Origin of the sequence: Thioalbus denitrificans (assembly GCF_003337735.1) — a bacterium.
GTDB classification, from domain to species: Bacteria; Pseudomonadota; Gammaproteobacteria; order DSM-26407; family DSM-26407; genus Thioalbus; species Thioalbus denitrificans.
On the sequence record NZ_QPJY01000008.1, the window covers coordinates 83,235 to 108,938 of the forward strand.

Sequence of the window (25,704 nt, forward strand, 5' to 3'; positions counted from 1 at the left end):
CGTTACAGTTGAGCAACCCCCTGACTGTCATGGTCCGGGAACGTGGAAACTGTACCGGTCGGGAGACGGGCGATGTCCGAAACACTGTATGAGCAGGTGGCCACCTTCATCGAAAACCAGGTCCGTGACGGAGTCTACCGGCCCGGCGAGCGCCTGCCCTCGCTGCGCCGCCTGAGCCGCCAGCTCCGGGTGAGCATCGCCACGGCCCAGGAGGCCTATGCGCTGCTGGAGGACCGGGACCTGCTCGAGGCCCGCCCCCAGTCCGGCCACTACGTGCGCAGCGAACCGGCCCGGCCGCCGCAGCCGCCCGCCATCTCCGCTCCCCTTCCCCAGCCGACGGAGGTCCGGGTCAGCGACCTCGCCATGCAGGTCATCCAGGCCAATGATCGGCCCGGCATCGTCAACTTCGGCGCCGTGGTCCCAATGGTGGAGTTCCCCGCCATCGCCCAGCTGCACCGGACCATGGCGAGCATCGCCCGCCGCGGCGGCGCCAAGCTCTCGAGCTATGCCGCCCCGCCGGGGCTGCCGGAGCTGCGCCTGCAGATTGCCCGCCGCGCGGTCGACGCCGGCTGCCGGTTGAGCCCCGACGACATCGTCATCACCACCGGCTGCCAGGAGGCCCTGACCCTGAGCCTGCGCGCCGTGGCCGAGCGCGGGGATGTCATCGCCATCGAGTCGCCCACCTTCTACGCGACGCTGCAGACCATCGAGTCCCTGGGCATGCAGGCGCTGGAAATCCCCACCCACCCGGAGACGGGCATCAGCCTGGAGGCCCTCGAGCTGGCCCTGGAGTCCTGGCCGGTCAGGGCCGTCCTGCTCACCCCGAGCTTCAGCAACCCGCTCGGCTACCGGATGCCGGACCCGGCCCGCCAGCAGCTGATGGAGATGCTGCGCCGCCACGACCTGCCGCTCATCGAGGATGACATCTACGGCGACATCACCTTCGAGCCGCCCCGGCCACGGGCGGTGAAGTCCTGGGACCGGGATGGCCGCGTGCTGCTCTGCTCCTCCTTCTCCAAGACCCTGGAGCCGGGATTGCGGGTGGGGTGGGTGGCGCCCGGGCGCTACCTGGAGAAGCTCAAGCACCTCAAGCTGGTGGCGAGCATGGCCACCGCCAGCCTGCCGCAGATGGCCGTGGCCGAGTTTCTCGAGCACGGCGGCTTCGACCGCCACCTGCGCCTGGCCAATGCCGCCTACCGCCGTCGCCGCGACCGGGTGCTGACCCTCATCGGCCGGCACTTCCCGGCCGGCACCCGCGCCACCTGCCCGACCGGCGGCTTCGTGCTGTGGGTGGAGCTGCCCCGGCAGGTGGACGCCCTGCTGCTCTACCGCCAGGCGCTCGAGCACGGCATCAGCATCGCCCCCGGCCCGCTGTTCTCCGCCAAGCGCCGCTACCGGAACTTCATCCGCCTGAGCTACGCCAACGCCGAGGGCGACCGGGCGGAGGACGCCCTGCGCACCCTCGGCGAGCTGGCCTGCGCCCTGGCCGGGGAGGCCGGCCGTTGACCGATCCGGTTGGTCATGCCGGAGGGGGGTGTTAGACTGCCGCGCTCCCGGGTGCCCGGTTCGGCTCCGTCGACGCATTCCGCCGGCGGTCCGGGGCGCCCGCGACAATCCATTCAGCCAGATAGGTATTTTCGACATGAGCGACAGCTATCCGCAGGTGAAGCTGGAGACTTCCGAAGGCGAGATCGTGGTGGAGCTGTGGTCCGACGTCGCCCCGGGGCACGCCGAGAACTTCCTCAAGCTCAGCCGCGACGGCTTCTACGACGGCCTGACCTTCCACCGGATCCTGCCCGGCTTTGTGATCCAGGGCGGCTGCCCCATCGGCAACGGCACCGGCGGACCCGGCTGGAACGTGAAGGCCGAGTTCAACGACCGGCAGCATGAGAAGGGGGTGCTCTCCATGGCCCGTTCCATGGACCCCGACTCCGCCGGCTCCCAGTTCTTCGTCTGCCTCTCCCGCGACCACTGCCGGCACCTGGACGGGCAGTACACGGCCTTCGGCAAGGTGGTCTCCGGCATCGAGGCGGTCGACCGCATCGCCGCCACCGAGCTGGCCGACATGCGCAGCGGCCGCCCGGCCAACCCGCCGAAGATCCTCAAGGCCACCGTCCTCGGCGATTGATCCGGCGCTCCCGGCCGGGGCGCCGTCCCGGCCGGGAGCCGCTGTACCTGCCGCCGCCCCGCCACCGGCCTGATATGCCCGGTTCGCCAAAGCCGGCCCGCTACGGGTATAATTGGCGGTTTTACCGGGCTCCCCCTGCAGACCATGACACACCTCGCCGACGAGATTGCCAAACGGCGCACCTTCGCCATCATCTCCCACCCCGACGCGGGCAAGACCACCATCACCGAGAAGCTGCTCCTGTTCGGGGGCGCGCTGCAGATGGCCGGCACCGTCAAGGCCCGCAAGTCCGGCCGCCACGCGGCCTCGGACTGGATGGAGATGGAGAAGGAGCGCGGGATTTCCATCACCACCTCGGTGATGCAGTTCCCCTATGGCGGGCGCACGGTCAACCTGCTCGACACCCCGGGCCACGAGGATTTCTCCGAGGACACCTACCGCACCCTGACCGCGGTGGATGCGGCGCTCATGGTCATCGACGGCAGCAAGGGCGTGGAGCCGCGCACCATCAAGCTGATGGAGGTGTGCCGGCTGCGCACCACGCCCATCGTCAGCTTCATCAACAAGCTCGACCGCGACATCCGCGACCCCATCGAGCTGCTGGACGAGATCGAGGCGATCCTCAACATCAAGTGCGCCCCGGTGACCTGGCCCATCGGCATGGGCAAGCAGTTCAAGGGCATCTACCACCTGCACCAGGATCGCACCTATCTCTACCAGTCGGGCCAGGGCCACACCATCCAGGCCGTGCGCACCATCGACGGGCTCGACAACCCGGCGCTGGACGAGGCGGTGGGCAGCCTCGCCCAGGAACTGCGCGAGCAGCTGGAGCTGGTGCTGGGCGCTAGCCACGAATTCGACCTGGAGGCGTTCCGCGCCGGTGAGCTGACGCCGGTCTTCTGCGGCACCGCGCTCGGCAACTTCGGCGTGCGCGAGATGCTCGACGGCTTCGTGGAGTGGGCCCCCTCACCCCAGCCGCGGGAGACCACTTCGCGCACCATCGCACCGGCGGAGGAGACTTTCAGCGGCTTCGTGTTCAAGATCCAGGCGAACATGGATCCCAACCATCGGGATCGCATCGCCTTCCTGCGGGTCTGCTCGGGCCACTACGAGCGCGGCATGAAGATTCATCACGTGCGCATCGGCAAGGATGTGACCATCGCCAACGCGCTCACCTTCCTGGCGGGGGATCGCACCCACACCGAGGAGGCCTGGCCAGGCGACATCATCGGCCTGCACAACCACGGCACCATCCAGATCGGCGATACCTTCACCCAGGGCGAGTCCCTGCAGTTCACCGGCATCCCCAACTTCGCGCCGGAGCTGTTCCGGCTGGTGCGCCTGCGGGACCCGCTGAAGAGCAAGCAGCTGCAGAAGGGCCTGCAGCAGCTCTCCGAGGAGGGCGCCACCCAGCTGTTCATGCCGCTCAACAGCAACGACCTGATCCTGGGCGCGGTGGGCATCCTGCAGTTCGATGTGGTGGCCAGCCGGCTGAAGAGCGAATACAAGGTGGAGGCGGTGTACCAGAACGTGGAGGTCCACACCGCCCGCTGGATCCGCTGCACCGATGCGAAGATGCTCGAGGACTTCCGCAAGAAGGCCTACAACAACCTCGCCATGGACGGCGCCGGCAACCTCACCTACCTGGCGCCGACGCGGGTGAACCTGAGCCTCACCGAGGAGCGCTGGCCCGGGATCGAGTTCCTGGCCACCCGGGAACACTGATTCAGTAGCCGGTAGCCGGTAGCCGATTGCCGGTTGCCGGCTGCTGACAGCTGGAAACCGGCTACTGGCAACTCATAACGAGGGTTTCTTGGCCACGTTGTCGCGCAGGTAGACCGGCAACGCCCGCTCCGGCGCCACCGCGCGGCCGTTGCGCAGGCCGTGCACCCCCAGCCAGGCCACGTCGCGTGCGGCCGGGTAACGATCGGGCACCATGCCGTCCAGACGTTCGCGGCAGCAGTGGTGCAGAATGTCGCCGTAGGATCCCCAGCCGCTGCCCACGCCCAGCCAGACGCCGTCCCGCAGGGGCGGCACCGCCTCCGGTGCGCACACCCGCTCCTCTTCGGCCGTGACCATGATGCCGTCGCCCCGGGTCATGTAGGCGCCCCAGTAGACCTCGCCCATCCGGGCATCCAGGGCCACCGCCACGCGGGGGGCGCCCAGGTCCATCAGCGCGCCCTGGGCCAGGGCGGCGAGGGTCGAGACCGGCACCACCGGCAGGTCGGCCCCGAAGGCGATGCCCTGCGCCACCCCCGTGGCGATGCGCACCCCGGTGAAGCTGCCCGGTCCCCGGCCGAAGGCCAGGCCGTCCAGCTCCCCGACGGCAATGCCCGCATCGAGGAGGAGATCATCGACCATGGTGAGAATCAGCCGGGCGTGTTCCCGGGGGACGACCTGGAACCGCTCCTCCACCTCCCCGTCGACAAAGAGGGCGGCGGAACAGGCTTCGGTGGCGGTTTCGATGGCAAGCAGTTTCATTTGCGTGAGTGCGTGAGTGCGTGAGTGCGTGAGTGCGTGAGTGCGTGATCAGGATATATCGCCTTATCCCTTATCCATTTACCCTTGTCCCCTGTCCTCTCTTGTCACTCCACCGCGAAGAACCGCTCCACGTCCGCCACGTCGCGGGTGCGGGCCATGGGCGGGAGGCTGTCCAGGAAGGCGTGGCCGTAGCCGCGCCGCAGCAGCCGCGGGTCGCAGATCACCAGCACCCCGCGATCGCTCACATCGCGGATGAGCCGGCCGGTGCCCTGTTTGAGGGTGATCACCGCCGAGGGCACCTGGAACTCGATGAAGGGTTCGCGCCCCTCCTCGCGCAGGGTGTCGATGCGCGCCTTCACCACCGGGTCGTTGGGTGCGGCAAAGGGCAGCTTGTCGATGATGACGCAGGAGAGCGCCTCCCCGCGCACATCCACCCCCTCCCAGAAGCTGCTGGTGCCCAGGAGGACAGCGTTGCCCAGTTCCCGGAACCGGCGCAGCAGCTCACTGCGCGGGGCGGTGCCCTGCACCAGCAACGGGTAGTCCAGGCGTCCCTCGAGCAGATCCGCCGCCTCCCGCAGGGCGCGATGGCTGGTGAAGAGCAGGAACGCCCGGCCGCGGCTGGCCACGAGCACCGGCAGCGCGGCATCCACCACCGCCCGGGTATAGCCGGGGGTGTTGGGTTGGGGCAGACCCCGGGGGACGTACCAGAGCGCCTGGCTGGGGTAGTCGAAGGGGCTCGGCAGCTGGAGGGTCTCCGCATCCTCCAGCCCCAGGCGGGCGGAGAAATGCCGGAACGAATCGCCGACCGCCAGGGTGGCGGAGGTGAAGACCCAGGCGCATTTCTGCGCATCCATGTGGGCGCGCAGGGGGGCGGCCACGTTGAGGGGCGTCAGGTGCAGGGTGAAGCCCCGCCCGCGGGTCTCGAACCAGTGCACCTGCCCGGGCGGGGTGTCGCCGGTCAGCTGGTCGATGGCCTCGCCCAGCTCCCGGGTCCGGCGCTGGCAGCTCTCCAGCCCCTTGCCGCGCGCGGCGACGGGCTCCAGCACCGCGTTCAGTGCCGCCAGGCGGCTGCGCAGCTCGTCGAGGGCGGAACCGACCCCCGCGTCACGTTCCACCTCGCTCCAGGCCGCGCGCCGGTCTCCCGGCCCGAAGGCCAGGCGCAGATCCCGGGCCGCCTTCTCCAGCCCCTCCGCGGCCCGGGCGAGGGAAGCCATGTCCGGGGCCTCGCGCACCTGCTCGGTGAGGGCGTCCTGGGCCAGCTCCAGCAGCTGCCGGCCGCTCACCGCCAGGCCGAAGAAGGCCGAGGCCGCCTCGGGCAGCTGGTGGGCCTCGTCGAGGATGACGGCGTTGGCGCCGGGCAGCAGCTCGCCGAAGCCCTCGCCGCGCAGGGCCATGTCGGCGAAGAACAGGTGGTGGTTGATGACCAGCAGGTCCGCCTCCTGGGCCGACCGGCGCGCCCTGATCAGGAAGCAGTCCCCCACGTGGGCGCACTCCTGGCCGAGGCAGTTGTCGCCGGTGCTGGTCACGTAGGGCCAGACCGGGGAGTCCTCCGGGATGTCGCCGATCTCGGCGATGTCCCCGCTGCGGGTGGCGGCGGACCACTCCCGCACCCGCTGGAACCGGAACGCCATCTCGCGGCTGCGGAAGCGCCCGCTCTCGGCGTTGACCTCCAGGCGATGCCGGCACAGGTAGTTGGAGCGCCCTTTCAGCAGCGCGGTCCGGGCCGGTATCCCCAGGGTTTCCGCCACCAGCGGCAGGTCGCGGTGGTAGAGCTGATCCTGCAGGGCCTTGGTGCCGGTGGAGATGATGACCTTGCCCCCGGAACGCAGCGCCGGCACCAGGTAGGCGAAGGTCTTGCCGGTTCCGGTTCCCGCCTCCACGATGAGCCGGCCGCAATCGTCCAGGGTGCGCTCAACCGCCTCGGCCATGGCCAGCTGGGCGGAACGCGGGGCGTAGCCGTCGATCCGCTCGGCGAAGGGGCCGTCGGGACCGAGCAGTTCTGCGAGCGGGCGTCTCTCTTCCATGCAATCGTCGGCTGGTGAAACGGCATCGGTAGGCTCAGGAATGGCCGGGGGCACCGGCCGCGGGTCGCGCCGGACCTCGCTCAACCGCTCACGGCGCGTCCTGCTACGGAGGCCATTGTAGCGGCAATCCACCCGGCTGCCGAGAAACCCTCCCCCGCGGGGCTGTTTACCGGCCCGGTCTTTTCCGTATCCTGTGGCTTCAATGCCGTGCCGGTGCCTATGTCCCGCCCGGGACCGGAACCATGCCCTTCATACCCGGGGAACCCGATGGAGACCTTTCCGCTCGCCACCTCCACCCACAGCGACCCCCTCGCCGCCTGCCGGGAGTGCCTGGCGCAGCTGGGCCCGGAGCCGGGCAACCTCGGGTTCCTCTATGTCACCGACGCCCACGCCGCGCACCTCGAGGCGGTTCTGCACCGGGCGCGGCGCGACAGTCCGGTCACCCACTGGATCGGAACCGTGGGGCTCGGCATCTGCGCCAGCGGGCGGGAGTTCTACGAGGAGCCGGCCATGGTGATGATGGTGGCGCGGCTGCCGGAGGCCAGCTTCCGGGTGTTTCACGGCATCCGCAGCGGCTTCGACGAGTTCCTGGCCCGTGACGGCCGCTGGATGCATGACACCCCCGGCAGCTTCGCCCTGGTCCATGCCGACCCGGAGAACCCCGCCACGCCCCAGCTCATCACCCGGCTGGCCGACGAGCTGCCCGGCGGGTTCCTCGCCGGCGGCCTGAGCTCCTCCCGCGGCCCCCTCCCCCAGCTGGCCGACAACGTGGTGCAGGGCGGGCTCTCGGGAGTCATGTTCGGTCCGGAGGTGCAACTGCTCACCGCCCACACCCAGGGCTGCACCCCCATCGGGCCGAGGCGGGTGATCACCGAGGCGCAGCGCAACGTGGCCGTGACCATCGACGGCCGGCCGGCGCTGGAGGTGTTCCATGAGGATATCGGCGAGGTACTGGCCCGCGATCTCCGCCGCGCCGCCGGCTATATCTTCGCCGGGTTCCCGATCCACGGTTCCGACACCGGCGACTACCTGGTGCGCAACCTGGTGGGGGTGGACCCCGACCACCAGCTGCTGGCCATCGGCGACCTGCTCCACAGCGGCCAGGAGATCATGTTCTGCCGCCGGGACGGCAATACGGCCCGCGAGGACATGCTGCGCATGCTCGATGATCTGGAGCGGCGCCTCCCCCGCCCGCCGCGCGGCGCCGTCTACATCTCCTGCCTGGGGCGGGGGCGCCACCTGTTCGGCGAGGATTCCGCCGAGCTGAAGCTGGTCCGGGAGCGGCTGGGCGATTGTCCCCTGGCGGGCTTCTACGCCAACGGGGAGATTTTCCACAACCGGCTCTACGGCTACACGGGCGTGCTCACCCTGTTCCTGTAGGCCGGCCACGCCCCCGTTCCGGGACCGGCGGCCCCCGCGCCGGGCGGCCGTCATCCTTTGCCGCGCGTCTGATCCACGTCAAAGCCGAAGGCGGTGGCCGTCGAGTTATACTCCTGTCAGTTTCGGAGAATGATCCGGACCCTACTTGGGAGGGAACCATGCCCGGCTACACCACTGAAAACATCCGCAACATCGCCCTGCTGGGCCACAGCGGCAGCGGAAAAACCACCCTCGCCGAAGCCCTGCTGCACCGTTTCGGGGCCATTGAAGCCCCGGGGAACGTGAGCAAGGGCACCACCGTCTCCGACAGCTCGCCCCAGGAGAAGACGCTCGGCCACTCCATCGATTCGGCGGTCGCCAGCTTCGATTCCGGCGGCTACCACATCAACATCATCGACACGCCCGGCTTCCTCGACTTCCTCGGCCGGACCAAGAGCGTCCTGCCGGCCGTCGAGACCATCGCGGTGGTGGTGAACGCCCAGGTCGGCATCGAGCCCATGACCCGGCGGGTGATGAACTACGCCGCCGAGCGCAGGCTCTGCCGCATGATCATCGTGAACCAGATCGACGCCCCCGGCGTCGACCTGGCGGGCCTGATGGATCACCTGCGCGATTCATTCGGCGCCGAGTGCCTGCCCATCAACCTGCCCGCGCCCGGTCATGGCAGCGTGGTGGACTGTTTCTTCAATCCCGACGGCGAGAGCGCCTTCTCCTCCGTGGCCGAGGCCCACACCGCCATCATCGACCAGGTGGTGGAGGTGGACGAGGACCTCATGGCGCTCTACCTGGAACAGGGCCAGGATCTCTCCCCGGACCAGCTCCACGAGCCGTTCGAGAAGGCGCTACGGGAGGGGCACCTGGTTCCGGTCGCATTCGTATCGGCCACGACCGGCGCCGGGCTGGACGCCCTGCAGCAGCTGTTCGTGGAACTGATGCCCAACCCCCTGGAGGGCAATCCCCGTCCGTTCGTCAAGGGCTGGGACGAGGCGGCCGCGCCCTTCACCACCGTACCCGACCCCGACCGGCACGTGGTGGCCCACGTGTTCAAGGTCACCATGGACCCGTTCATGGGCAAGGTGGCGACCTTCCGCATCCACCAGGGCACCATCACCCCCAACAGCCAGATGTTCATCGGCGACGGGCGCAAGCCGTTCAAGGCGGGACACCTGTATCGCCCCTTCGGCAAGGAGCTGCGGGAGATGGAGCGCGGCATCCCCGGCGACATCTGCGCGGTGACGAAGGTGGACGACATCCACTTCGATGCGGTGCTGCATGACTCCCACGACGAGGATCTCATCCATCTCAAGCCGCTGGAGTTCCCGGAGCCCATGTACGGCCTGGCCATCGAGCCGACCCGGCGCGGCGACGAGCAGAAGCTCTCCGACGCCCTGCACAAGCTCTCGGAGGAGGATCCCTGCTTCCGGGTCGAGCACAACAGCGTCACCAACGAAACGGTGATCCGCGGCCTCGGCGAGCTGCACCTGCGCATCGCCCTGGAACGGATGCGGGATCGCTTCAACGTGGAGGTGGACACCCGCACGCCGCGCATCGCCTACCGCGAAACCATCACCGCCGCCTCCGAGGGCCACTACCGGCACAAGAAGCAGACCGGCGGCGCGGGACAGTTCGGCGAGGTCTTCCTGCGGGTCCGGCCGCTGGAGCGTGGCGAGGGTTTCCGCTTCGTCAATGCGGTGGTGGGCGGCGCCATCCCCACCAACCTGATCCCCGCCGTGGAAAAGGGCATCCGCCAGGCCCTGGAAACCGGCATCATCGCCGGCTACGCGCTGCACGACCTGGAAGTGACGGTCTACGACGGCAAGTACCACCCCGTCGACTCCAAGGAGGTGGCCTTCGTCACCGCCGGCAAGAAGGCCTTCCAGGAGGCGGTGAAGCAGGCCCGGCCGGTGGTGCTGGAGCCGATGGTGAACATCCACATCACCACGCCGGACTCGGCCATCGGCGCCATCGCCGGCGGGCTCTCCTCCAAGCGCGGGCGGGTCAACAGCACCGACACCATCAGCGACGGCCAGGCGGTCATCCACGGCATGGCCCCGCTGGCGGAGCTGGGCGATTACCAGACCGAGCTGAAATCGGTGACCGGTGGGCAGGGCAGCTACACCATGGAGCTGAGCCACTACGATCCCGTGCCCTTCGACATCCAGCAGCGGCTGATGGCCGAGTTCCAGCCGCAGGAGGATTGAACGGGACAGCCACGCGCCGCCGGGCACGAGCCCCGCGCCCGGCGGCCGAGGACGGGAAAAGCCGGGAAAGGCGGCGGGTTGAATGACCGCCAGGGCTTCCTATAATGGCCTGCGTCCCACACGCCGGCGGCTGACCTGCCGGCTCCCGCCAACCGGAGAGCGGAAGATCATGCCCTACTTCGTCTACAACGTGACCACCGACAAGAGATGCACCCTGGTGGAGACTTTCAGCGGCTACCGGGAGGCCCGGCAGCGGGCCCGCGATCTGCGCGCGCAGAAGCCCACCGATGCCGACTACGTGGTGAAGGTCATCTTCGCCAAGGACACCGAGGAGGCCGAGCGGCTGCTCACCACGGAGCGGGAGTACATCCCCATGGGCGACGACTGACGGCCGTGCCCCGGGGGAAAGCCGCGGTTTTCCCCGCAGCCAGCCGATCGCGTCCCGGCCGCACCGCGGGCGGGTGCGATCCCGCCCCACCGCACGCATCCTGCGGCGGGTCCGGCGCCACCGGCGCAGCCGTCCCAATTCCCTACCCTGATCGTGCCTATCCCGTCCGGTTCGTGCTAAGTTTCCCCGGCAGTGCGTCGTCTGCTGCCGGAGAACGCCACGCTTGCCCGTCACGACCGCCACAACCCCCCGTCGCGCGACAGCCCGAGGCTCCGGGCAAGGCTGGCTGGCACTGCTGTGGCTGCTGGCTCTCCTCCTGTCGGCGTGCTCCGACGAGGCGGACACCGGGCGTGCCATCGATCTCGTTCCCGGAGGCGATCTCGCCGCCATCCTGAAGCGCGGCGAACTGCGGGTCCTCCTGCCGCGCCACTACCTGGACCAGGTCCTGCCCGCGGACACGCCGCGCCCCGGACAGTCCTTCATCACCGAGTTCGCGATCGGGCTCGGGGTCGACATCCGCTGGGTCTACACCGAGACCCGCGACGACCTGATTCCGCAACTCCTGGCCGGGGCCGGCGATCTCATCGGCACCAGCCTGATCATCACCCCCGAGCGCAAGCGGAAGGTGGCGTTCACCGTGCCGCTGGGCGTGGTACGCGAACAGGTGGTGGTCCGGGGCGCTGATCGGGCGGACATCGCCGGCACCCCCGACCTGCACAACCGGACCGTCGCCCTGCACCCCGGCACCGCGGCCTGGCAGCGGCTTGAGCTGCTGCAGGAGGAGATACCCGGGCTCACCCTGGCCGCGCTTCCCGAAAGCCAGACCCTGGTGAAGACGCTCGACCAGGTGGCCGACGGCTTCTACGACGCCACCGTCATCCCCGCACGCCTGGGCCGGGAGGTGCTGCCCACCCGCCCGCAGCTCGCCGCCGCCTTTTTCCTCGGCGACGAGCGCCCCACGGCCTGGGCGGTACGTCCCGATGCCCCGGCGCTGCGCGAAGCCCTGGACCAGTTCATCTATGCCAACCGCCTGGCCGAACAGCCGGAGACCTACACCGAGGACCTGGACGGGCTGAAGAAGCGGGGGGTCCTGCGCGTACTGACGCGCAACAATCCCGCCACCTACTTCATCCTGCGCGGCGAACGTCTCGGGTTCGAATACGAGCTGGTCAGCGCATTCGCCAAGAGCCGCGGACTGCGGGTGGAAATGGTGATCCCACCCAGCCGCGAGGATCTCATCCCCTGGCTGCAGCAGGGCCGCGGCGATCTCATCGCCGCCTCGCTGACCATCACCGACGAGCGGCGGAACATCCCCGACATCGCCTTCTCCCGCCCCTACAACGAGGTGTCCGAAACCCTGGTGTCGCGGGCCGCGGAGCTGCCGCTGCGCTCTGTCGACGATCTCGCCGGCCGGGACGTGGTGGTGCGCCCCAGCAGCTCCTACTGGGAGACGATCAAGAGGATCCAGGAGCAGGGGGTGCCGGTGCGCCTGCGGCCCGCTCCGGAGGAGCAGGAGACGGAATGGATCATCGGCCAGGTGGCGGAGACGGTCTACGACCTGACCGTGGCCGACAGCGACATCCTCGACATCGAACTCACCTGGCGTGACGACGTGAAGGCCGACCTGGTCCTCGGCGAGCCGGTTCCCCACGGCTGGGTGGTGCACCGGCAGGCGCCGAAGCTCCTGGCCGCGGTCAACGACTTCATCGCCAGGACCTACCGCGGGCGGGACTACAACATCCTCTACCGGAAGTACTTCCGCGATCCCCACAAGGTGCGCCGCCACGTGGAGTTCCGCACGGCCCGCAGCGGGGTGCTGTCACCCTGGGACGATGTCATCCGCCAGCACGCCGAGGACTATGGCTTCGACTGGCGTCTCATCGTGGCGCAGATGTACCAGGAGAGCCGTTTCGACCCGGAAGCCGAGTCCTGGATGGGGGCGCAGGGATTGATGCAGCTGATGCCACGCACCGCGACCGAACTCGGCCACGACGAGCCCACCGATCCGGCCAGCTCCATTCGCGCCGGGGTCCGCTACCTGGCCCTGCTGCGCCAGCGCTTCGATCCGGGCATCCCCCTCGCCGAGCGGACCTGGCTGGCCCTGGCGGCCTACAACGCCGGCTACGGCCACGTGGCCGATGCCCGCCGCCTGGCCCGAAAGCTGGACCTGGACCCGGATCGCTGGAGCGGCAACGTGGAAAAGGCCATGGGCCTGCTCACCCTCGATCGCTACGCCCGCGAGGCCGAGCACGGCTACTGCCGCTGCAACCAGACGGTGCACTACGTGCGGGAGATCCGCAACCGCTACGACGCCTACGTGGAGGCCACCCGCAATCTGGCCGCGATCAGGGAGAGCAACGACGCCCGCGCCAACGGGAACGGGAACGGGAACGAGGATGATGGGCAGGACCGGCGCATGCTGCGCTCGGCCGCCGCGGCGGAGGATGGAGCGAAGGAGTCCGCGGCGGGACCCTAGGAGCCTGTCGGACTTGAGACTGATCTACTGCGCCGGCGGGACAGCGGCCCATATGGGGCCGATTTTTCGTTACATAGACCCACTATGCGCCTCAAAATCGGCCCCATCTGTCCTCGCTCTCCCACTCGGCTCGCTACGATCGCTCAAGTCCGACAGGCTCCTAGCAGCCCCGATATTTCATATGGCTCTCGCCAAGACGCGAAGAACGCCAGGAAAACAAGGGACTGACGGTTTCAGTACCGCAGCGGTCCTCGTCCAAGACGATGCTCGATGCTCCATTCATAAGGTCCTGATCATTTCGAACCTTGGCGCTCTTGGCGATCTTGGCGAGAAAAACCCGGGTCGGATCTCCGGCCTTCAGGCCGGGGTAGGGTCCGCATCAGGCCAGTTCGCGGTTGCTCGCCGCGCAGAAGGCGGCGCGCAGCCCGTCGTAGTCGGTGGTCACGGGGAACTGGGGAAACTCCTCGATGACGTTGGGGGGCGGGCAGAACAGGATTCCGGCCTCGGCGGCGCCCAGCATGGCGGTGTCGTTGTAGGAGTCGCCGGCCGCGATGACGCGGTAGTTCAACCCCTGGAAGGCCTCCACCGCCTGCCGTTTCTGGTCCGGCTGGCGCAGGACGTAGTCGCTCACCCGGCCCTCCCCGTCCACCTCCAGGCGGTGGCAGAGCAGTGTCGGCCAACCGAGCTGGCGCATCAGCGGCGCGGCGAACTCGTAGAAGGTGTCGGACAGTATCACCACCTGGAAATGCTCGCGCAGCCAGTCCAGGAACCCGCGCGCACCGGGCAGGGGACCCATCTCGTCGATCACCGCCTGGATGTCGGCCAGCTTCAGGCCGTGCTCATCGAGCAGGCGCAGCCGCTGGCGCATGAGCACATCGTAGTCGGGGATGTCCCGGGTGGTGGCGCGCAGGGCGTCGATACCGGTGCGCTCGGCGAAGTTGATCCAGATCTCGGGTACCAGGACCCCTTCCAGGTCGAGACATGCGATTTCCATGGGATTTCCTCGCCGGACACAGGGCGCCGGTTCTCGGTGTTTGACGGCCGGCAAACGTACCTTTTTTGCAGGGGCAAGGCAAGGGAGAGCAGCGGCACATTTTCCACCGCCGCGCAAGCTTCCCAGCCACCCCCGGAGACGGTTATGGTTGACCCCTTCCCAAACGCCCCCGGTCGCAGAACAGGAATCGAGAACCAGAGATGTCATCCCTGCCCAGCATCATCCGCAGACTGGCCGAGGAGCTCTCGGCCCGGGAAAACCAGGTCACCGCCGCCGTCGGTCTTCTGGACGAGGGCGCCACCGTGCCCTTCATCGCCCGCTACCGCAAGGAGGCCACCGGCGGGCTCGACGACATCCAGCTGCGCCTGCTGGAGGAACGGCTGGCCTACCTGCGCGAACTGGAGGACCGCCGTGCGGTCATCCTGAAAAGCGTGGAGGAGCAGGGCCACCTCACCGACGAGCTGCAGCGCTCGCTCCTGGAAGCCGACACCAAGACCCGCCTGGAGGACCTCTACCTCCCCTACCGGCCCAAGCGCCGCACCAAGGCCCAGATAGCCCGCGAGGCCGGCCTGGAGCCGCTGGCGCTGGCGCTGCTGGAGGACCCCTCGCTGGACCCGGAGCGCGCCGCGGCCGGCTACGTGGATGCGGAGAAGGGGGTCGCCGACACCAAGGCCGCCCTGGACGGGGCCCGCCAGATCCTGATGGAGCGCTTCGCCGAGAACGCCGACCTGCTGGGCACCCTGCGCGAATACCTGTGGGAGCGGGGCGAGGTGCGCTCCCGCGTGGCCGAGGGCAAGCGCGAGGAAGGCGCCAAGTTCGCCGATTACTTCGACGCCGCCGAACCGATCCGTACCCTGCCCTCCCACCGCGCCCTGGCGCTGTTCCGCGGCCGCAACGAGGGCGTGCTGCTGCTGGAGCTGGCGGTGGCGGAGAACCCCGACGGCACGCACCCCTGCGAGGCGCTGATCGCCTCCCACGCGGGGGTGAGCGATCGCGGCCGCCCCGCCGACGGCTGGCTGCGGGACACGGTGCGCTGGGCCTGGAAGGTGAAGATCTCCCTCAGCCTTGAGCTGGAGCTGATGGGACAGCTGCGCGAGCACGCCGAGGAAGAGGCCATCAAGGTCTTCGCCCGCAATCTCCACGACCTGCTGCTGGCCGCGCCGGCGGGCCCGCGCCCCACACTCGCCCTGGACCCGGGCCTGCGCACGGGGGTGAAGGTGGCGGTGGTGGACACCACCGGCAAGGTGGTGGCCACCGATACGGTCTACCCCCACGCGCCCAGGAACCAGTGGGACGCCACCATCAATACCCTGGCCCGCCACTGCGCGGCGCACGGGGTGGAACTGGTCTCCATCGGCAACGGTACCGCCTCGCGGGAAACCGACCGCCTGGTGCTCGACCTGATGCAACGCCACCCGGAGCTGCGCTTGCTGAAGCTGGTGGTGAGCGAGGCCGGCGCCTCGGTCTACTCCGCCTCGGAGCTGGCCTCCCGCGAGCTGCCCGGGCTCGACGTCTCCCTGCGCGGCGCCGTCTCCATCGGCCGTCGCCTGCAGGATCCCCTGGCGGAGCTGGTGAAGATCGACCCCAAGTCCATCGGCGTGGGCCAGTACCAGCACGACGTCAGCCAGGTGAAGCTGGCCCGGGCCCTGGACGCGGTGGTGGAGGACTGCGTGAACGCCGTCGGCGTGGACGTGAACACCGCGTCCCCCGCCCTGCTGGCGCGGGTCTCAGGCCTGTCCGCCGGACTGGCGGAGAATATCGTCGCCTTCCGCAACGAGCACGGCCCCTTCCCCGGCCGCGCCGCGCTGAAGCGGGTGCCGCGCCTGGGCGAGAAGACCTTCGAGCAGGCCGCGGGCTTCCTGCGCATCATGGGTGGAGAGGACCCTCTCGACGCCTCCGCCGTCCACCCCGAGGCCTATCCGGTGGTGCGCCGGATCCAGGAACAGACCGGGCGCGAAATCCGCGCCATCATCGGCGACTCGGCGTTTCTGCAGCAGCTCGATCCCCGCCGCTTCACCGACGAGCGCTTCGGCCTGCCCACCGTCACCGACATCCTGGGGGAGCTGGAGAAGCCGGGCCGCGACCCACGCCCCGAGTTCCGCACCGCCGCCTTCCGCGAGGGTGTGGAGGCGATGAAGGACCTGGAGGCGGGCATGGTGCTGGAGGGCGTGGTGACCAACGTCACCAACTTCGGCGCCTTCGTGGACGTGGGTGTCCACCAGGACGGGCTGGTGCACATCTCCAACCTGGCCAACCGCTTCGTCAAGGATCCCCACGAGGTGGTGAAGGCCGGCGACCTGGTGAAGGTCAAGGTGATGGAGGTGGACCTGAAGCGCAAGCGCATCGGCCTGACCATGCGCCTCGACGATGCGCCTGAGCGTAGCCGGCCGGAGCGGAGCGACAGTCCCGCCCGGGGCCGCGGCGGGAAGAAGCAGGACCGCGGCGGCGGCCGGCGGGAGGCGCCCCAGGCGCCGGCCGGAGCCATGGCCGGGGCATTCGCCGAAGCGTTCGCCAAGGCCGGCAAGTAGCCGCCGGACGGTGCGCCATGCCACTGACGCCGGGAGGCGGGCCCGGCATGGAATCGACATCCGGCGGGCGGCCACGGCTACGGCGAAACCGGACCCAAGAGGCTCGGTCGGGCGATCCGCGGATGGTGCGGCAACTCGAGCGGGAGGGCGCCCGGGAGCGGAGCGGGCGGGGACCGTCGTCGGCCGCTGATGGCAAGCCTGTTCGAGAACCGGCGGGGAGAGCTCCCCGCAACGCCGCCAGCGCCCCCGGGCCCTGGCTGATTGAACCCGCCGGCGTCACCTTCGCCCGCGGCCCCGCGGGAACGAAAAAACACCACCGCCCGTCTGCTGTAACCGGCGCGGGTTTGCGCTAAGGTTCACCTCCATGAGCAGCTCACCCGCCTACATCCTCGACGGCACCGCCGCCAACTTCGGCGACGCGGTCATCCGCAACTCCCACAAGGGACCGGTGGTGGTGAACTTCTGGTCCCCCGGCGCCGGCCCCTGCCTGCGCCTCTGGCCCGTGCTGGAGGAGCTGGCGCGCGCCTACCAGGGCCGCTTCCTGCTGGTGAACGTGAACGTGGACCGGGAGCAGCGGGTGGCGCGGGACGTGGGCGTGGGGAGTGTGCCGACGGTGAAGATATACCACCGCGGCGAGGTGGTGGAGACGGTGCACGGCTTCGATCATGCCAAGGCCTTCCGCCGCCTCATCGACCGCTATGTGCCGCGGGACTCCGACCAATTGCTGGTGGAGGCGCTGAAGCTCTACCAGGCCGGCGACAGCGCCGCCGCGTTCGAGCTCATGGACCGCGCCGCGGCCGCCGACCCGGACAATCCCCGCATTCCCCTCACCCATGCCAAGCTGCGCATCCGCGAGGGACAGTACGCCGAGGCCGAGGCGCGCCTGAACGCCCTGCCCCGCAGCGCCTGGGGCGGCGAGGCGAGCCAGCTGCTGGCCCACCTCGGCTTCCTCCTCGCCGCCCAGGACGCGCCGCCGCTGGAGACGCTGCTGGAGCGGGTGGCGGCCGAACCCGGGGACTGCGAGCACCGCTACCGCCTCGCCGCCGTCCGCCTGGCTGCCGATGACTACGACGCGGCGGTGGATCAGCTGCTGGAGATCCTGCGCCGCGACCGCACCTACCGCGACGGCGCCGTCGTCCGCGGCCTGTCCGCCATCTTCCGCCTGCTCGGCAACGACGATCCCCGCGTCAAGGCCTGGCGCGGCCGCATGCTCGACGGCCTGGAGTAGCCCGGACCCGCCGTGGTTCACACGGATGGGTTGTTTTGGTTATCCGCAGATTACGCGGATTACGCAGATGGTTTCTCTCCCGGTTGAGAAGCCCGTCGACAGTCCCCCGCCTTACTTTTTGCAAGGCCGTCGATCTTCAACCGCAGATTTACGCTTATTTTCGTTGATTAAAAAATGAGGGCATGGACTGATTCCATGGGTGGTGAGATGGCGTCCGTATCCGCTGTTCACGCCAACCGGAGAGGGAGCCCCTTGGTGAAATCAACGTCAATAAACGTAAATCTACGGTTTATATCCTGAATATTTCAGACGCCAGAAACGCAGGATTGTCGACGGGCCCCCGGTTTCCATAACCAATCTGCGTCATCCGCGTAATCTGCGGATAAAATCCCGGCAATCACCAGCCGCGGAGATAGGCCTCCGGGATGCGGTGGAACAGGACCGGCTGGCCGCCGGCGTCGCGCAGGAGGAGGAAGTCGTCGATGACGGCGTATTCGTAGCGCATGACGCGCCCGCCCGCGGGGCGCAGGTCGATGAAGCCGTTGGGCAGGTAGCTGATGGCGCCGCGCACCACGCCACCGCCGCTGGCGCCGAGCTGGAACCGGTCCGCCTGGATGTACAGCAGGCTGCCGTCGGCGCCGTACCAGGCGCCGTTGAGCTTGGGCATGTAGTTGGCCGCGCCGCCGGGACCGGCCCAGGGATTGCCCCCTCCGCCCCAGGGCCCGCCACCATAGCCGGGGAAACCTCCGGCTCCCGGTGCCCAGGGAGAGACGGACGACCAGGGACTGCTCCAGGGGTTGGAGAAGCCGGGAGCGCCACCCCAGGGGCTGCCGCCGTAACCGCCCACGGGATCGCGCATGCGGTCCATGAAGGTCACCATGGCTTCCATCATGGCCTCGAGCATCCAGGCGAAACTGCCGCCCATGTCGAAGTCCTGGGCCCGCGCGGCAGGGCTCAGGGAGAGGACGATGAGCAGGGCGGCGAGGGTTCGTTTCATGACCGGCCGGGAGCAGGAGGACTGGCCGGATCATAGCAGAGTGGCGGGGAGCGGATCCCCCGGGCCCGGCCCGGGCGTCAGCCGCCGGCTGGAATGATGCCGGACAGGATCGCGATGCCGTTCAGCAGCAGCACGCCGGCGCCGATCGTCAGAACCCAGAACATCCGCTTGAGATAGCGTTCCATCCGCCTCTTCCCCGGTGAAAAATCCCGTCGCGGGACGCTGGAAGTCCTGCAAGCAACGCACCACCCCCATGATTTCGATTCATCCGCCTGTTTTACCTGGTGTTTCAATTCCGCGAACCACGCCCCCGGCGCTGAACGCGCACCAGGAGGGGGCGGCCCCGCACCAGGAGGAGGCGGAAAACACCGTCTGCGCATGTACAGGACGCTGCGGCTGGGCTATAGGGAATGACAGAACGCCCCCGCACGGGGGAATGCGGAACGGAGTGCACCCCCATGACCCGTTTCCGGCTGCTGCTGGTGCTGGTGCAGCTCTTCCTCTCGGCCGGCCTGGCACCCTGGTTTGCCGAAGCCGCTGTCAGCCACTGCGCCGACTCGAGGGTCAGCGTAATCCACGCCGGGCCGCCCGTTGCCGAAGCGGTCTGTGCCGCGGTGGGGGATGCCCTGGGGTTCATGGCGGCGCACGGATTCGAGACCGACCTGGCGTTCCTCGTCGAGGTGGTCGAGGAACCGGGCGTGCCCCGGACATTTGGCTCCTACGACCGGCGCGGCATCCGCATCGAGGTGCTGAGTCCCGCCGCCTGCCGCCGCCGGGGCGGCGGGCGCCTGTTCGGCCTGGAGCTGGACCCGGCGCTCTACCGCAGCATCATCGTGCACGAGGTGGCGCACCTGGTGGCGCGGTTCAACGGGGAGGACGCCCTGCACGACGTGGCGGGCCAGGAGTACATCGCCTTCACCGTCCAGCTGGGGACGCTGCCGCCGCCGCTGCTCGAGCGCGTTCTCTCCCGCTTCGACCAGCCCCCCTTCGCCCGCGAGGCGGAGATCACCGCCCTGCTCCACGCCCTCGGCCCCGAAGTGTTCGCGGTCAAGGCGTGGCGTCACTTCCGGCAACCCGGCCATGGCGCCGCCTTCTACCGGCACCTGTTGACCCGCTCCCCCGGCCTGCGGCCGGTGCCGTAGTGTGCAGCTTCAGTCGGCGGCCAGGACGCCTTCCTCCTCGCTGGCGCCGGCATCCACGGGCCGCGCCCGCTCGCTGGCCAGCCGATCCAGGGCCCCGGCGTTGGCCCACTGCAGGATGCGGAAACCGCCCTCGGCGTCCTCCACCAGGGCCGTGCAGCTCTCCACCCAGTCGCCGCTGTTGAGATAGAGGACGCCATGACTGTCGTCGATGGCCGCCTTGTGGATGTGGCCGCAGACCAGTCCATCCACATTCCGGCGGGCGGCCTCGCGGGCCACCGCGTCCTCGAAGCTGCCGATGTAGTTGACCGCCTCCTTGACCGAGTGCTTGAGAAAGGCCGACAGCGACCAGTAGTCGAAACCGAGACGCCGGCGCAGGTGGTTGTACCAGCGGTTCGCCACCAGCAGCAGGTCGTAGGCCCAGCTGCCGATGTGGGCCAGCCAGCGGTTGTGCTTCACCACGCTGTCGAACTCGTCTCCGTGCAGCACCAGCAGCCGCCTGCCGTCCGCCGTCTCGTGCACCCAGTCGGCCGCCAGCCGCACACCGTTGAACTCCATGCCCACGTAGTCGCGGAGCAGCTCGTCGTGGTTGCCGGGCACGTACACGACGCTCGTCCCCTGCCTGGCCTTGTCCAGCACGCAACGCACGATGTCGTTGTTGATCTGCGGCCAGTACCAGCCACGCCTGAGTTTCCACAGGTCGATGATGTCCCCCACCAGGTAGAGATGGTCGGAATCGGTCTGGTTGAGAAAATCGAGCAGGAAGCGGGACTGTGCATCCCGTGCCCCGAGGTGGAGGTCGGAGATGAAGATGGCGCGGTATCTCTCTCGGTTCATGCCGGAGGCCTCATGGCGGCTGGTTCCCGGGCCCAATGTGCCGGACCGGCGTGAAACCAGGGTGAACGTTCCATGAAACTTTGAGGAAATCGCCACCGTCCGCGCCAGACCCGGTTTGTGTCGCATCCCGGCAATATCCGCTTCACCGCGCTGTAACAGCCGGCTCATAGAGTCCGTGTCCATCCAGACCGCGATCACACACGAGGTGGATGGCATGCAATGGCAGTCAGGCACTCCCGCGCCCCGCACCCGCTACAGCGCGCCCCGCCCCTTCTCCCTGGACGGGCTCATCGATCGGCACCTGCCCCATTCCCTCACCCGCCTGATCCAGCCGCCGCTGGAGCGGCTGCTGGCGTTGCAGAGGCTGGATCGCTGGTACGCGGAGCTGCCCTCCACCCGCAGCGACACGGAGTTCCTGGCCCGCGCCCTGGAGCGGTTCCAGGTGGACTACCGGGTCACCGGCGGGGGGCTGGACGCCGTGCCCCGCAGCGGCCCGCTGGTGGTGGTGGCCAACCACCCCTTCGGCGGCATCGAAGGCATGCTCCTGGCGCTGCTGCTGCGCGGCGTCCGGAAGGATGTCCGCATCATGGCCAACGGGCTGCTGCGGCGCATCCCCGAGCTGCGTGATCTGTTCCTCGGCGTGGATCCCTTCGGCGGCCCCGCCGCGCGGCAACGCAACCTGTCGCCCCTGCGGGAAGGGCTGAAGACCCTGCAGGCCGGCGGCTGCCTCGTGATCTTTCCGGCCGGGGAAGTCTCCCATGTGCACCTGCGCCGACGGGTCATCACTGATCCGGCATGGAGCGACCATGCCGCCAAGCTGGCCCGCCGCACCGGCGCGCCGGTGCTGCCTGTCTACTTCCACGGGGCCAACAGCTGGCTGTTCCAGGCCCTGGGGCTCGTGCATCCGCACCTGCGCACCGCCCTGCTGCCCCGCGAGCTGGTGAACAAGTGCCGCAAGACCATCACCATCAGCGTGGGCCAGCCCGTCGAGCCGGCGCGGCTGGCGGCCTTCGGCGACGACACGGCCTGTACCGCCCAGCTGCGGCTGCGCACCTACCTGCTCGGCGCAACGGCGGACCGGGACCGGCGGCGCCTGCATCCAGTGCGCGGCTCCGCCCCCGCACCGCTCGCCAGGCCGGTCGATCCGGCCCGCCTGGCCGGCGACGTCGCGGCCCTGCCGGCGGAGTGCCTGCTGTTGCGCAGCGGAGAGTTCCACGTCTATGCCGCCCTGGCCCACCAGATACCCAACCTGCTGCACGAGCTCGGGCGGCTGCGGGAGCTCACCTTCCGCGCCACCGGAGAGGGGACCGGCCGCCCCGAGGATCTCGATGTCCACGACCGCTACTACACCCACCTGTTCATCTGGAACGCGGCGGCGGGGGAAGTGGTGGGTGCCTACCGGCTGGGGTTCGCCGACACCATCCTGGCGCGGCATGGCCGGCAGGGGCTCTATTCCCACACGCTGTTCCGCTACCGCCGCACGCTGCTGGAGCGGATCAACCCGGCCATCGAGCTGGGCCGCTCCTTCGTCCGCGCCGAGTACCAGAAGAGCTACTCGGCGCTGATGCTGCTGTGGAAGGGCATCGGCGCGCTGATTGCCCGCAACCCCCGCTACACCACCCTGTTCGGGCCGGTCTCCATCAGCAACGCCTACCAGAGCGTCTCCCAGCGGCTGCTGGTGGACTTCCTCAGCGCCAACACCCTGCTGCCCGACCACGCCCGCCTGGTCCGCCCGCGCCGGCCCTTCCGCGCCGGCCGCGACAGCCTGACGGCCGCAGGATCCCAGGCACCGGGAGACCTGGAGGCGGTGGGCGAGCTGGTCGCGAGCCTGGAGCCGGATCGCAAGGGGGTGCCGGTCCTGCTGCGCCAGTACCTGAAGATGGGCGGCCAGCTGCTCGCCTTCAACGTGGACCCGGCCTTCAACGACGCCCTCGACGGACTCATCATGATGGATCTGCGCCGGGCCGATCCCAGGGTGCTGGCCCGCTACATGGGCCGGGAGGCGGCGGCGTCCTTCCTCGCCCACCACGGCCTCGGCCCGGACCGGACCGGCCGGGCGGCATGAACAACGATCGCATCTCCGACCTGGGCCGGGTGGCGCGGGCGCTGGGCTACTCGCTCGCCGGCTTCCGCACCACCTGGCGCCACGAGGCGGCCTTCCGCCAGGAAGTCGTCCTGTGCGCCCTGCTCGCCCCGCTCGGGCTCTGGCTCGGCGCCACCCCGCTGGAAAAGGCGCTGCTGGTGGGTTGCCTGGTGCTGGTGCTCATCGTGGAGCTGCTGAACACCGCCGTGGAGGCGGCCATCGACCGGGTGGGGCTGGATCGCCATCCCCTCTCGGCGCGGGCCAAGGACATCGGCTCGGCGGCGGTCCTGACCGCCCTGCTCAACGTGGCGCTGGTATGGGGACTGGTGCTGGGACTGCCGCTGTTGTGGGCGTGAGTGCGTGAGTGCGTGAATGCGTGAGTGCGTGAGTGCGTGAGTGCGTGATGCCGATCGTCCCATCACTCCCAACGCATCACCCGTCAGCGTGAATGCGTGGCTGCTTGTAGAGCCGAAAGCGCGGGTTGCGGCAACGCCCGCGCGGTGAAGGGTGGCTCAGCCCGAGACCTCGGGCAGGTACCGGGCGCGCCAGGCGGCCAGGAAGGCCAGCAGCGACAGGAGCAGCAGCAGGCCGACCGCCCCGATGCGATTGCCCGCCACGCCGATGGCGCCCGCCAGCAGCATGGCCACGCCGATGACGGTGTTGGAAACCGCCACCAGGGCGGCGCGGTTCTCCGCCGTGGCCATGTCCACCAGGTAGACCTTGCGCCCCAGCCGCACGCCGGAATGCAGCACGGTGAGCAGCAGGATGGCCGCCGCCCAGGGCCAGGGGGAGTCGATGCCCGGCAGCTCCAGCCAGCTGGCCGCCACCGTGACCAGGCCCAGCACCCCGGCGCCGCCGGCGGCCAGGGCCATCACCGTGCGGCTGGAGCGGTCCCCCATCCGGCCCCAGAACGGGGAGCTGATGCTGGCGCCCAGTCCGGCGGCCACCACCAGCCAGCCCAGCCCCTGCACCCCGCCGCCGGTGTGGGCCTGGGCGAGCAGGATGTAGTAGGGCGGCGCCAGCGCCACGCTGAGCAGGAGAATGCGGGTCCAGACGAAGCCGCGGAATCCCGCGTCCGTGCGCAGCAGGGCCAGGTGCTGCAGCGCCACTCCGAAGGCGTTGCCCCCGCCCTCCGTGGCGCCCGGCTCCTCGACGATGGCGGCGAAGGAGGCCAGCGCCAGCCCCCACAGCAGCGCCGCCCCCAGCAGCAGCGCCACGAACACGCCGCCGCCCGCCGCGGCAAGGTCGGTGGCCCCCAGCGCCAGGCCCACGAGCAGCACCGCCACCCCGCCCAGGCCCGCGCTGGTGCCCATCAGCGCACCGCGGCGGCTCTTGGAGACGGTCTTGCCGAGCACATCCTTGGCCGCCACCGAGCACAGTCCCCGCGCCAGGCTGAAGATCACCAGCAGCGCGAGCACCGCCCAGCCCGCCGCGGCCCCCTCGAGCGTCCCCGCCACGAACGCCATGCCCGCGAGCGCGAGGCCCGACAGGGCCCCGCCCAGCAGCCACACACCCCTGCGCCGGGGGCGGTGGCGCACCGCGGCGGCCACCGCCAGCTGCGGCAGCAGGACCCCGGCCTCGCGGATGGGCACCAGGAAGCCGGTCAGGGCCACGGGCGCCCCCAGCGCCCCCAGCATCCAGGGCAGCACCAGCTTGGCGGAAGTGATCTCGTCGGCCACCTTGTTGAGCAGGTTGGCCAGCAGGTAAGCGAAGAAGTTGCGCGGCTGGTGCCGGCAGGCCGCCTCCGGGATGTCCCGGCAGACCCGGGCGTCCTCGTCGCCGGTCACGTAGTCGTAGAGCCGATCCAGATCCGGTTTCAACGTCCCTCCTCCGCCGCCAGGGGGCGTCCCGCCGCCGGGTTGCGGACCAGGTGGCGGTCCACGAAGCCCAGCGGCAGCCGGCCCACCAGCCGCACCAGCAGAAACACCGCCACCAGGGCGAAGGCGAGCCGGGCCCAGAGAATGCCCGACAGGTGCCCGCCCAACAGCAGCATCAGCAGGGTGTCCTCGATGAGACTGTGGCACAGCCCCAGCAGGCTCATGGCGTAGAGCACGTCGAAGCGGCTCACGTGCCCGGCGCGGCTCTCGGCGATGAGCAGCCCGCCGCCGTAGGAGATGCCCAGGGTCATGCCCACCAGGGTCAGGGTCATGGCCTGTTCGCCGATGCCGAGCAGCCGCAGCAGCGGCCGCAGCAGGCGGTTGACGAGACGGATGACGCCGATGCGCTCGAGCACCCGCAGGGTCAAGAGCAGCCCCACCACCACCACGAAGATGAGGGCGAGCCCCTGCAGCTCGCCGAGCGCCCAGGCCACCCAGCCCGCCGCCGCGGGTTCCGGCCGCCACGGCAGGACGGCGGGCGCCTGCAGCCAGCCGCCGCGGGTATAGAGCAGGTTCATGACCATGCCGAACAGCAGCGCCCCGCCCACCCGCAGCAGGAGCATCGCCCGCAGCCGGGCGCCCGCCTGCTGCGCCACCCGCAGCTCCACCGGCAGGCTGTGGGCGATGAGCATCATCCCCGTGAGGACGGTCACCTGGGCCACGCTCAGCGGCGTGGTGTCGGCCAGGGCGGCGAACACCACGATGCCGCCGTAGAGATTGGTGGCCATGGCCGTGGCCCAGACCAGACCCATGCCGCCCGGCAGGCCCACCCAGGCCATCACCGGCTCCAGCAGCCGCGAGAGCAGGACCACGGCCCCCAGCTCCTCCAGCACCTTCACCGCCACGATCACCGGCACCATGATCCGGAACAGGGTCCAGCTGATGCGCACGGCATCGCGCAGGAGCCGATGGAGGAAGTCGGTCAGGGCGGACATGGGCGGGT

General features: G+C 69.5%; 19 protein-coding genes. 12 read left to right on the forward strand and 7 right to left on the reverse strand.

The features are described from left to right. The first annotated feature begins 72 nt into the window (after positions 1-72). The 3 genes from DFQ59_RS14750 to prfC all read left to right on the forward strand — a co-directional run bounded on the left by DFQ59_RS14750 (position 73) and on the right by prfC (position 3,853). Entirely contained in the window at positions 73-1,506 is a 1,434-nt protein-coding gene (locus DFQ59_RS14750) for an aminotransferase-like domain-containing protein (RefSeq protein WP_114280484.1), read from the forward strand. A gap of 136 nt (positions 1,507-1,642) precedes the next feature. After that, a complete protein-coding gene (locus DFQ59_RS14755) occupies positions 1,643-2,128 on the forward strand; it encodes a peptidylprolyl isomerase (RefSeq protein ID WP_114280485.1) in 486 nt (161 codons plus the stop codon). A gap of 144 nt (positions 2,129-2,272) precedes the next feature. Further along, positions 2,273-3,853, forward strand: coding sequence for a peptide chain release factor 3 (prfC, locus tag DFQ59_RS14760; RefSeq protein ID WP_114280486.1), 1,581 nt, complete (start codon positions 2,273-2,275; stop codon positions 3,851-3,853). Between the two features lie 72 nt (positions 3,854-3,925). On the opposite strand, the gene tsaB is transcribed toward prfC, so the two are convergent. Together tsaB and yoaA are read right to left on the reverse strand one after the other, a co-directional pair. After that, positions 3,926-4,609, reverse strand: coding sequence for a tRNA (adenosine(37)-N6)-threonylcarbamoyltransferase complex dimerization subunit type 1 TsaB (gene tsaB, locus DFQ59_RS14765; protein WP_114280487.1), 684 nt, complete (start codon positions 4,607-4,609; stop codon positions 3,926-3,928). Positions 4,610-4,713: 104 nt separating this feature from the next. Beyond that, a complete protein-coding gene (yoaA, locus tag DFQ59_RS14770; protein ID WP_114280488.1) occupies positions 4,714-6,633 on the reverse strand; it encodes a DNA repair helicase YoaA in 1,920 nt (639 codons plus the stop codon). Between the two features lie 267 nt (positions 6,634-6,900). On the opposite strand from yoaA, the gene DFQ59_RS14775 reads away from it, so the two are divergent. From DFQ59_RS14775 to DFQ59_RS14790, 4 genes are all read left to right on the forward strand, one after another. Continuing rightward, entirely contained in the window at positions 6,901-8,013 is a 1,113-nt protein-coding gene (locus DFQ59_RS14775; RefSeq protein ID WP_114280489.1) for an FIST signal transduction protein, read from the forward strand. 158 nt (positions 8,014-8,171) lie between these two features. Then, positions 8,172-10,214, forward strand: a complete 2,043-nt coding sequence (gene fusA / locus DFQ59_RS14780) for an elongation factor G (RefSeq protein ID WP_114280490.1) — start codon at positions 8,172-8,174, stop codon at positions 10,212-10,214. A gap of 169 nt (positions 10,215-10,383) precedes the next feature. Then, on the forward strand, positions 10,384-10,602 hold the full coding sequence (locus tag DFQ59_RS14785) for a hypothetical protein (protein WP_114280491.1): 219 nt from the start codon (positions 10,384-10,386) through the stop codon (positions 10,600-10,602). 223 nt (positions 10,603-10,825) lie between these two features. Further along, a complete protein-coding gene (locus DFQ59_RS14790; RefSeq protein WP_114280492.1) occupies positions 10,826-13,078 on the forward strand; it encodes an MltF family protein in 2,253 nt (750 codons plus the stop codon). A 379-nt stretch (positions 13,079-13,457) separates the two neighbouring features. On the opposite strand, the gene thrH is transcribed toward DFQ59_RS14790, so the two are convergent. Beyond that, a complete protein-coding gene (thrH, locus tag DFQ59_RS14795) occupies positions 13,458-14,072 on the reverse strand; it encodes a bifunctional phosphoserine phosphatase/homoserine phosphotransferase ThrH (RefSeq protein WP_114280493.1) in 615 nt (204 codons plus the stop codon). A 209-nt stretch (positions 14,073-14,281) separates the two neighbouring features. Here thrH and DFQ59_RS14800 point away from each other — a divergent pair, with 209 nt between their 5' ends. Both DFQ59_RS14800 and DFQ59_RS14805 read left to right on the forward strand, forming a co-directional pair. Next, on the forward strand, positions 14,282-16,600 hold the full coding sequence (locus DFQ59_RS14800) for a Tex family protein (RefSeq protein WP_425451045.1): 2,319 nt from the start codon (positions 14,282-14,284) through the stop codon (positions 16,598-16,600). Between the two features lie 364 nt (positions 16,601-16,964). Beyond that, entirely contained in the window at positions 16,965-17,828 is an 864-nt protein-coding gene (locus DFQ59_RS14805) for a tetratricopeptide repeat protein (RefSeq protein ID WP_114280495.1), read from the forward strand. Between the two features lie 397 nt (positions 17,829-18,225). Here DFQ59_RS14805 and DFQ59_RS14810 read toward each other — a convergent pair whose 3' ends face one another. Next, the gene (locus DFQ59_RS14810; protein ID WP_114280496.1) at positions 18,226-18,825 is read right to left on the reverse strand and encodes a hypothetical protein; all 600 of its coding nucleotides are present in this window, start codon (positions 18,823-18,825) and stop codon (positions 18,226-18,228) included. Positions 18,826-19,283: 458 nt separating this feature from the next. On the opposite strand from DFQ59_RS14810, the gene DFQ59_RS14815 reads away from it, so the two are divergent. Continuing rightward, a complete protein-coding gene (locus DFQ59_RS14815) occupies positions 19,284-19,967 on the forward strand; it encodes a DUF6639 family protein (protein ID WP_114280497.1) in 684 nt (227 codons plus the stop codon). A 9-nt stretch (positions 19,968-19,976) separates the two neighbouring features. Here DFQ59_RS14815 and DFQ59_RS14820 read toward each other — a convergent pair whose 3' ends face one another. Continuing rightward, positions 19,977-20,801, reverse strand: a complete 825-nt coding sequence (locus tag DFQ59_RS14820; protein ID WP_114280498.1) for a UDP-2,3-diacylglucosamine diphosphatase — start codon at positions 20,799-20,801, stop codon at positions 19,977-19,979. Between the two features lie 214 nt (positions 20,802-21,015). On the opposite strand from DFQ59_RS14820, the gene DFQ59_RS14825 reads away from it, so the two are divergent. Together DFQ59_RS14825 and DFQ59_RS14830 are read left to right on the forward strand one after the other, a co-directional pair. Continuing rightward, positions 21,016-22,866 (forward strand): bifunctional lysophospholipid acyltransferase family protein/GNAT family N-acetyltransferase, encoded by a 1,851-nt coding sequence (locus DFQ59_RS14825; RefSeq protein WP_147275262.1) that lies wholly within the window; start codon positions 21,016-21,018, stop codon positions 22,864-22,866. Beyond that, positions 22,863-23,240 carry a diacylglycerol kinase gene (locus tag DFQ59_RS14830; protein WP_114280500.1) on the forward strand — a complete coding sequence of 126 codons (378 nt, stop codon included), beginning with the start codon at positions 22,863-22,865 and terminating at the stop codon, positions 23,238-23,240. The genes DFQ59_RS14825 and DFQ59_RS14830 overlap by 4 nt, the downstream gene beginning before the upstream one ends. A 156-nt stretch (positions 23,241-23,396) precedes the next feature. Here DFQ59_RS14830 and DFQ59_RS14835 read toward each other — a convergent pair whose 3' ends face one another. After that, positions 23,397-24,704, reverse strand: a complete 1,308-nt coding sequence (locus DFQ59_RS14835) for an MFS transporter (RefSeq protein WP_114280501.1) — start codon at positions 24,702-24,704, stop codon at positions 23,397-23,399. Continuing rightward, a complete protein-coding gene (locus DFQ59_RS14840) occupies positions 24,701-25,696 on the reverse strand; it encodes a nucleoside recognition domain-containing protein (RefSeq protein WP_114280502.1) in 996 nt (331 codons plus the stop codon). Before DFQ59_RS14840 ends, DFQ59_RS14835 begins: the two co-directional genes overlap by 4 nt. Between the last annotated feature and the right edge of the window lie 8 nt (positions 25,697-25,704).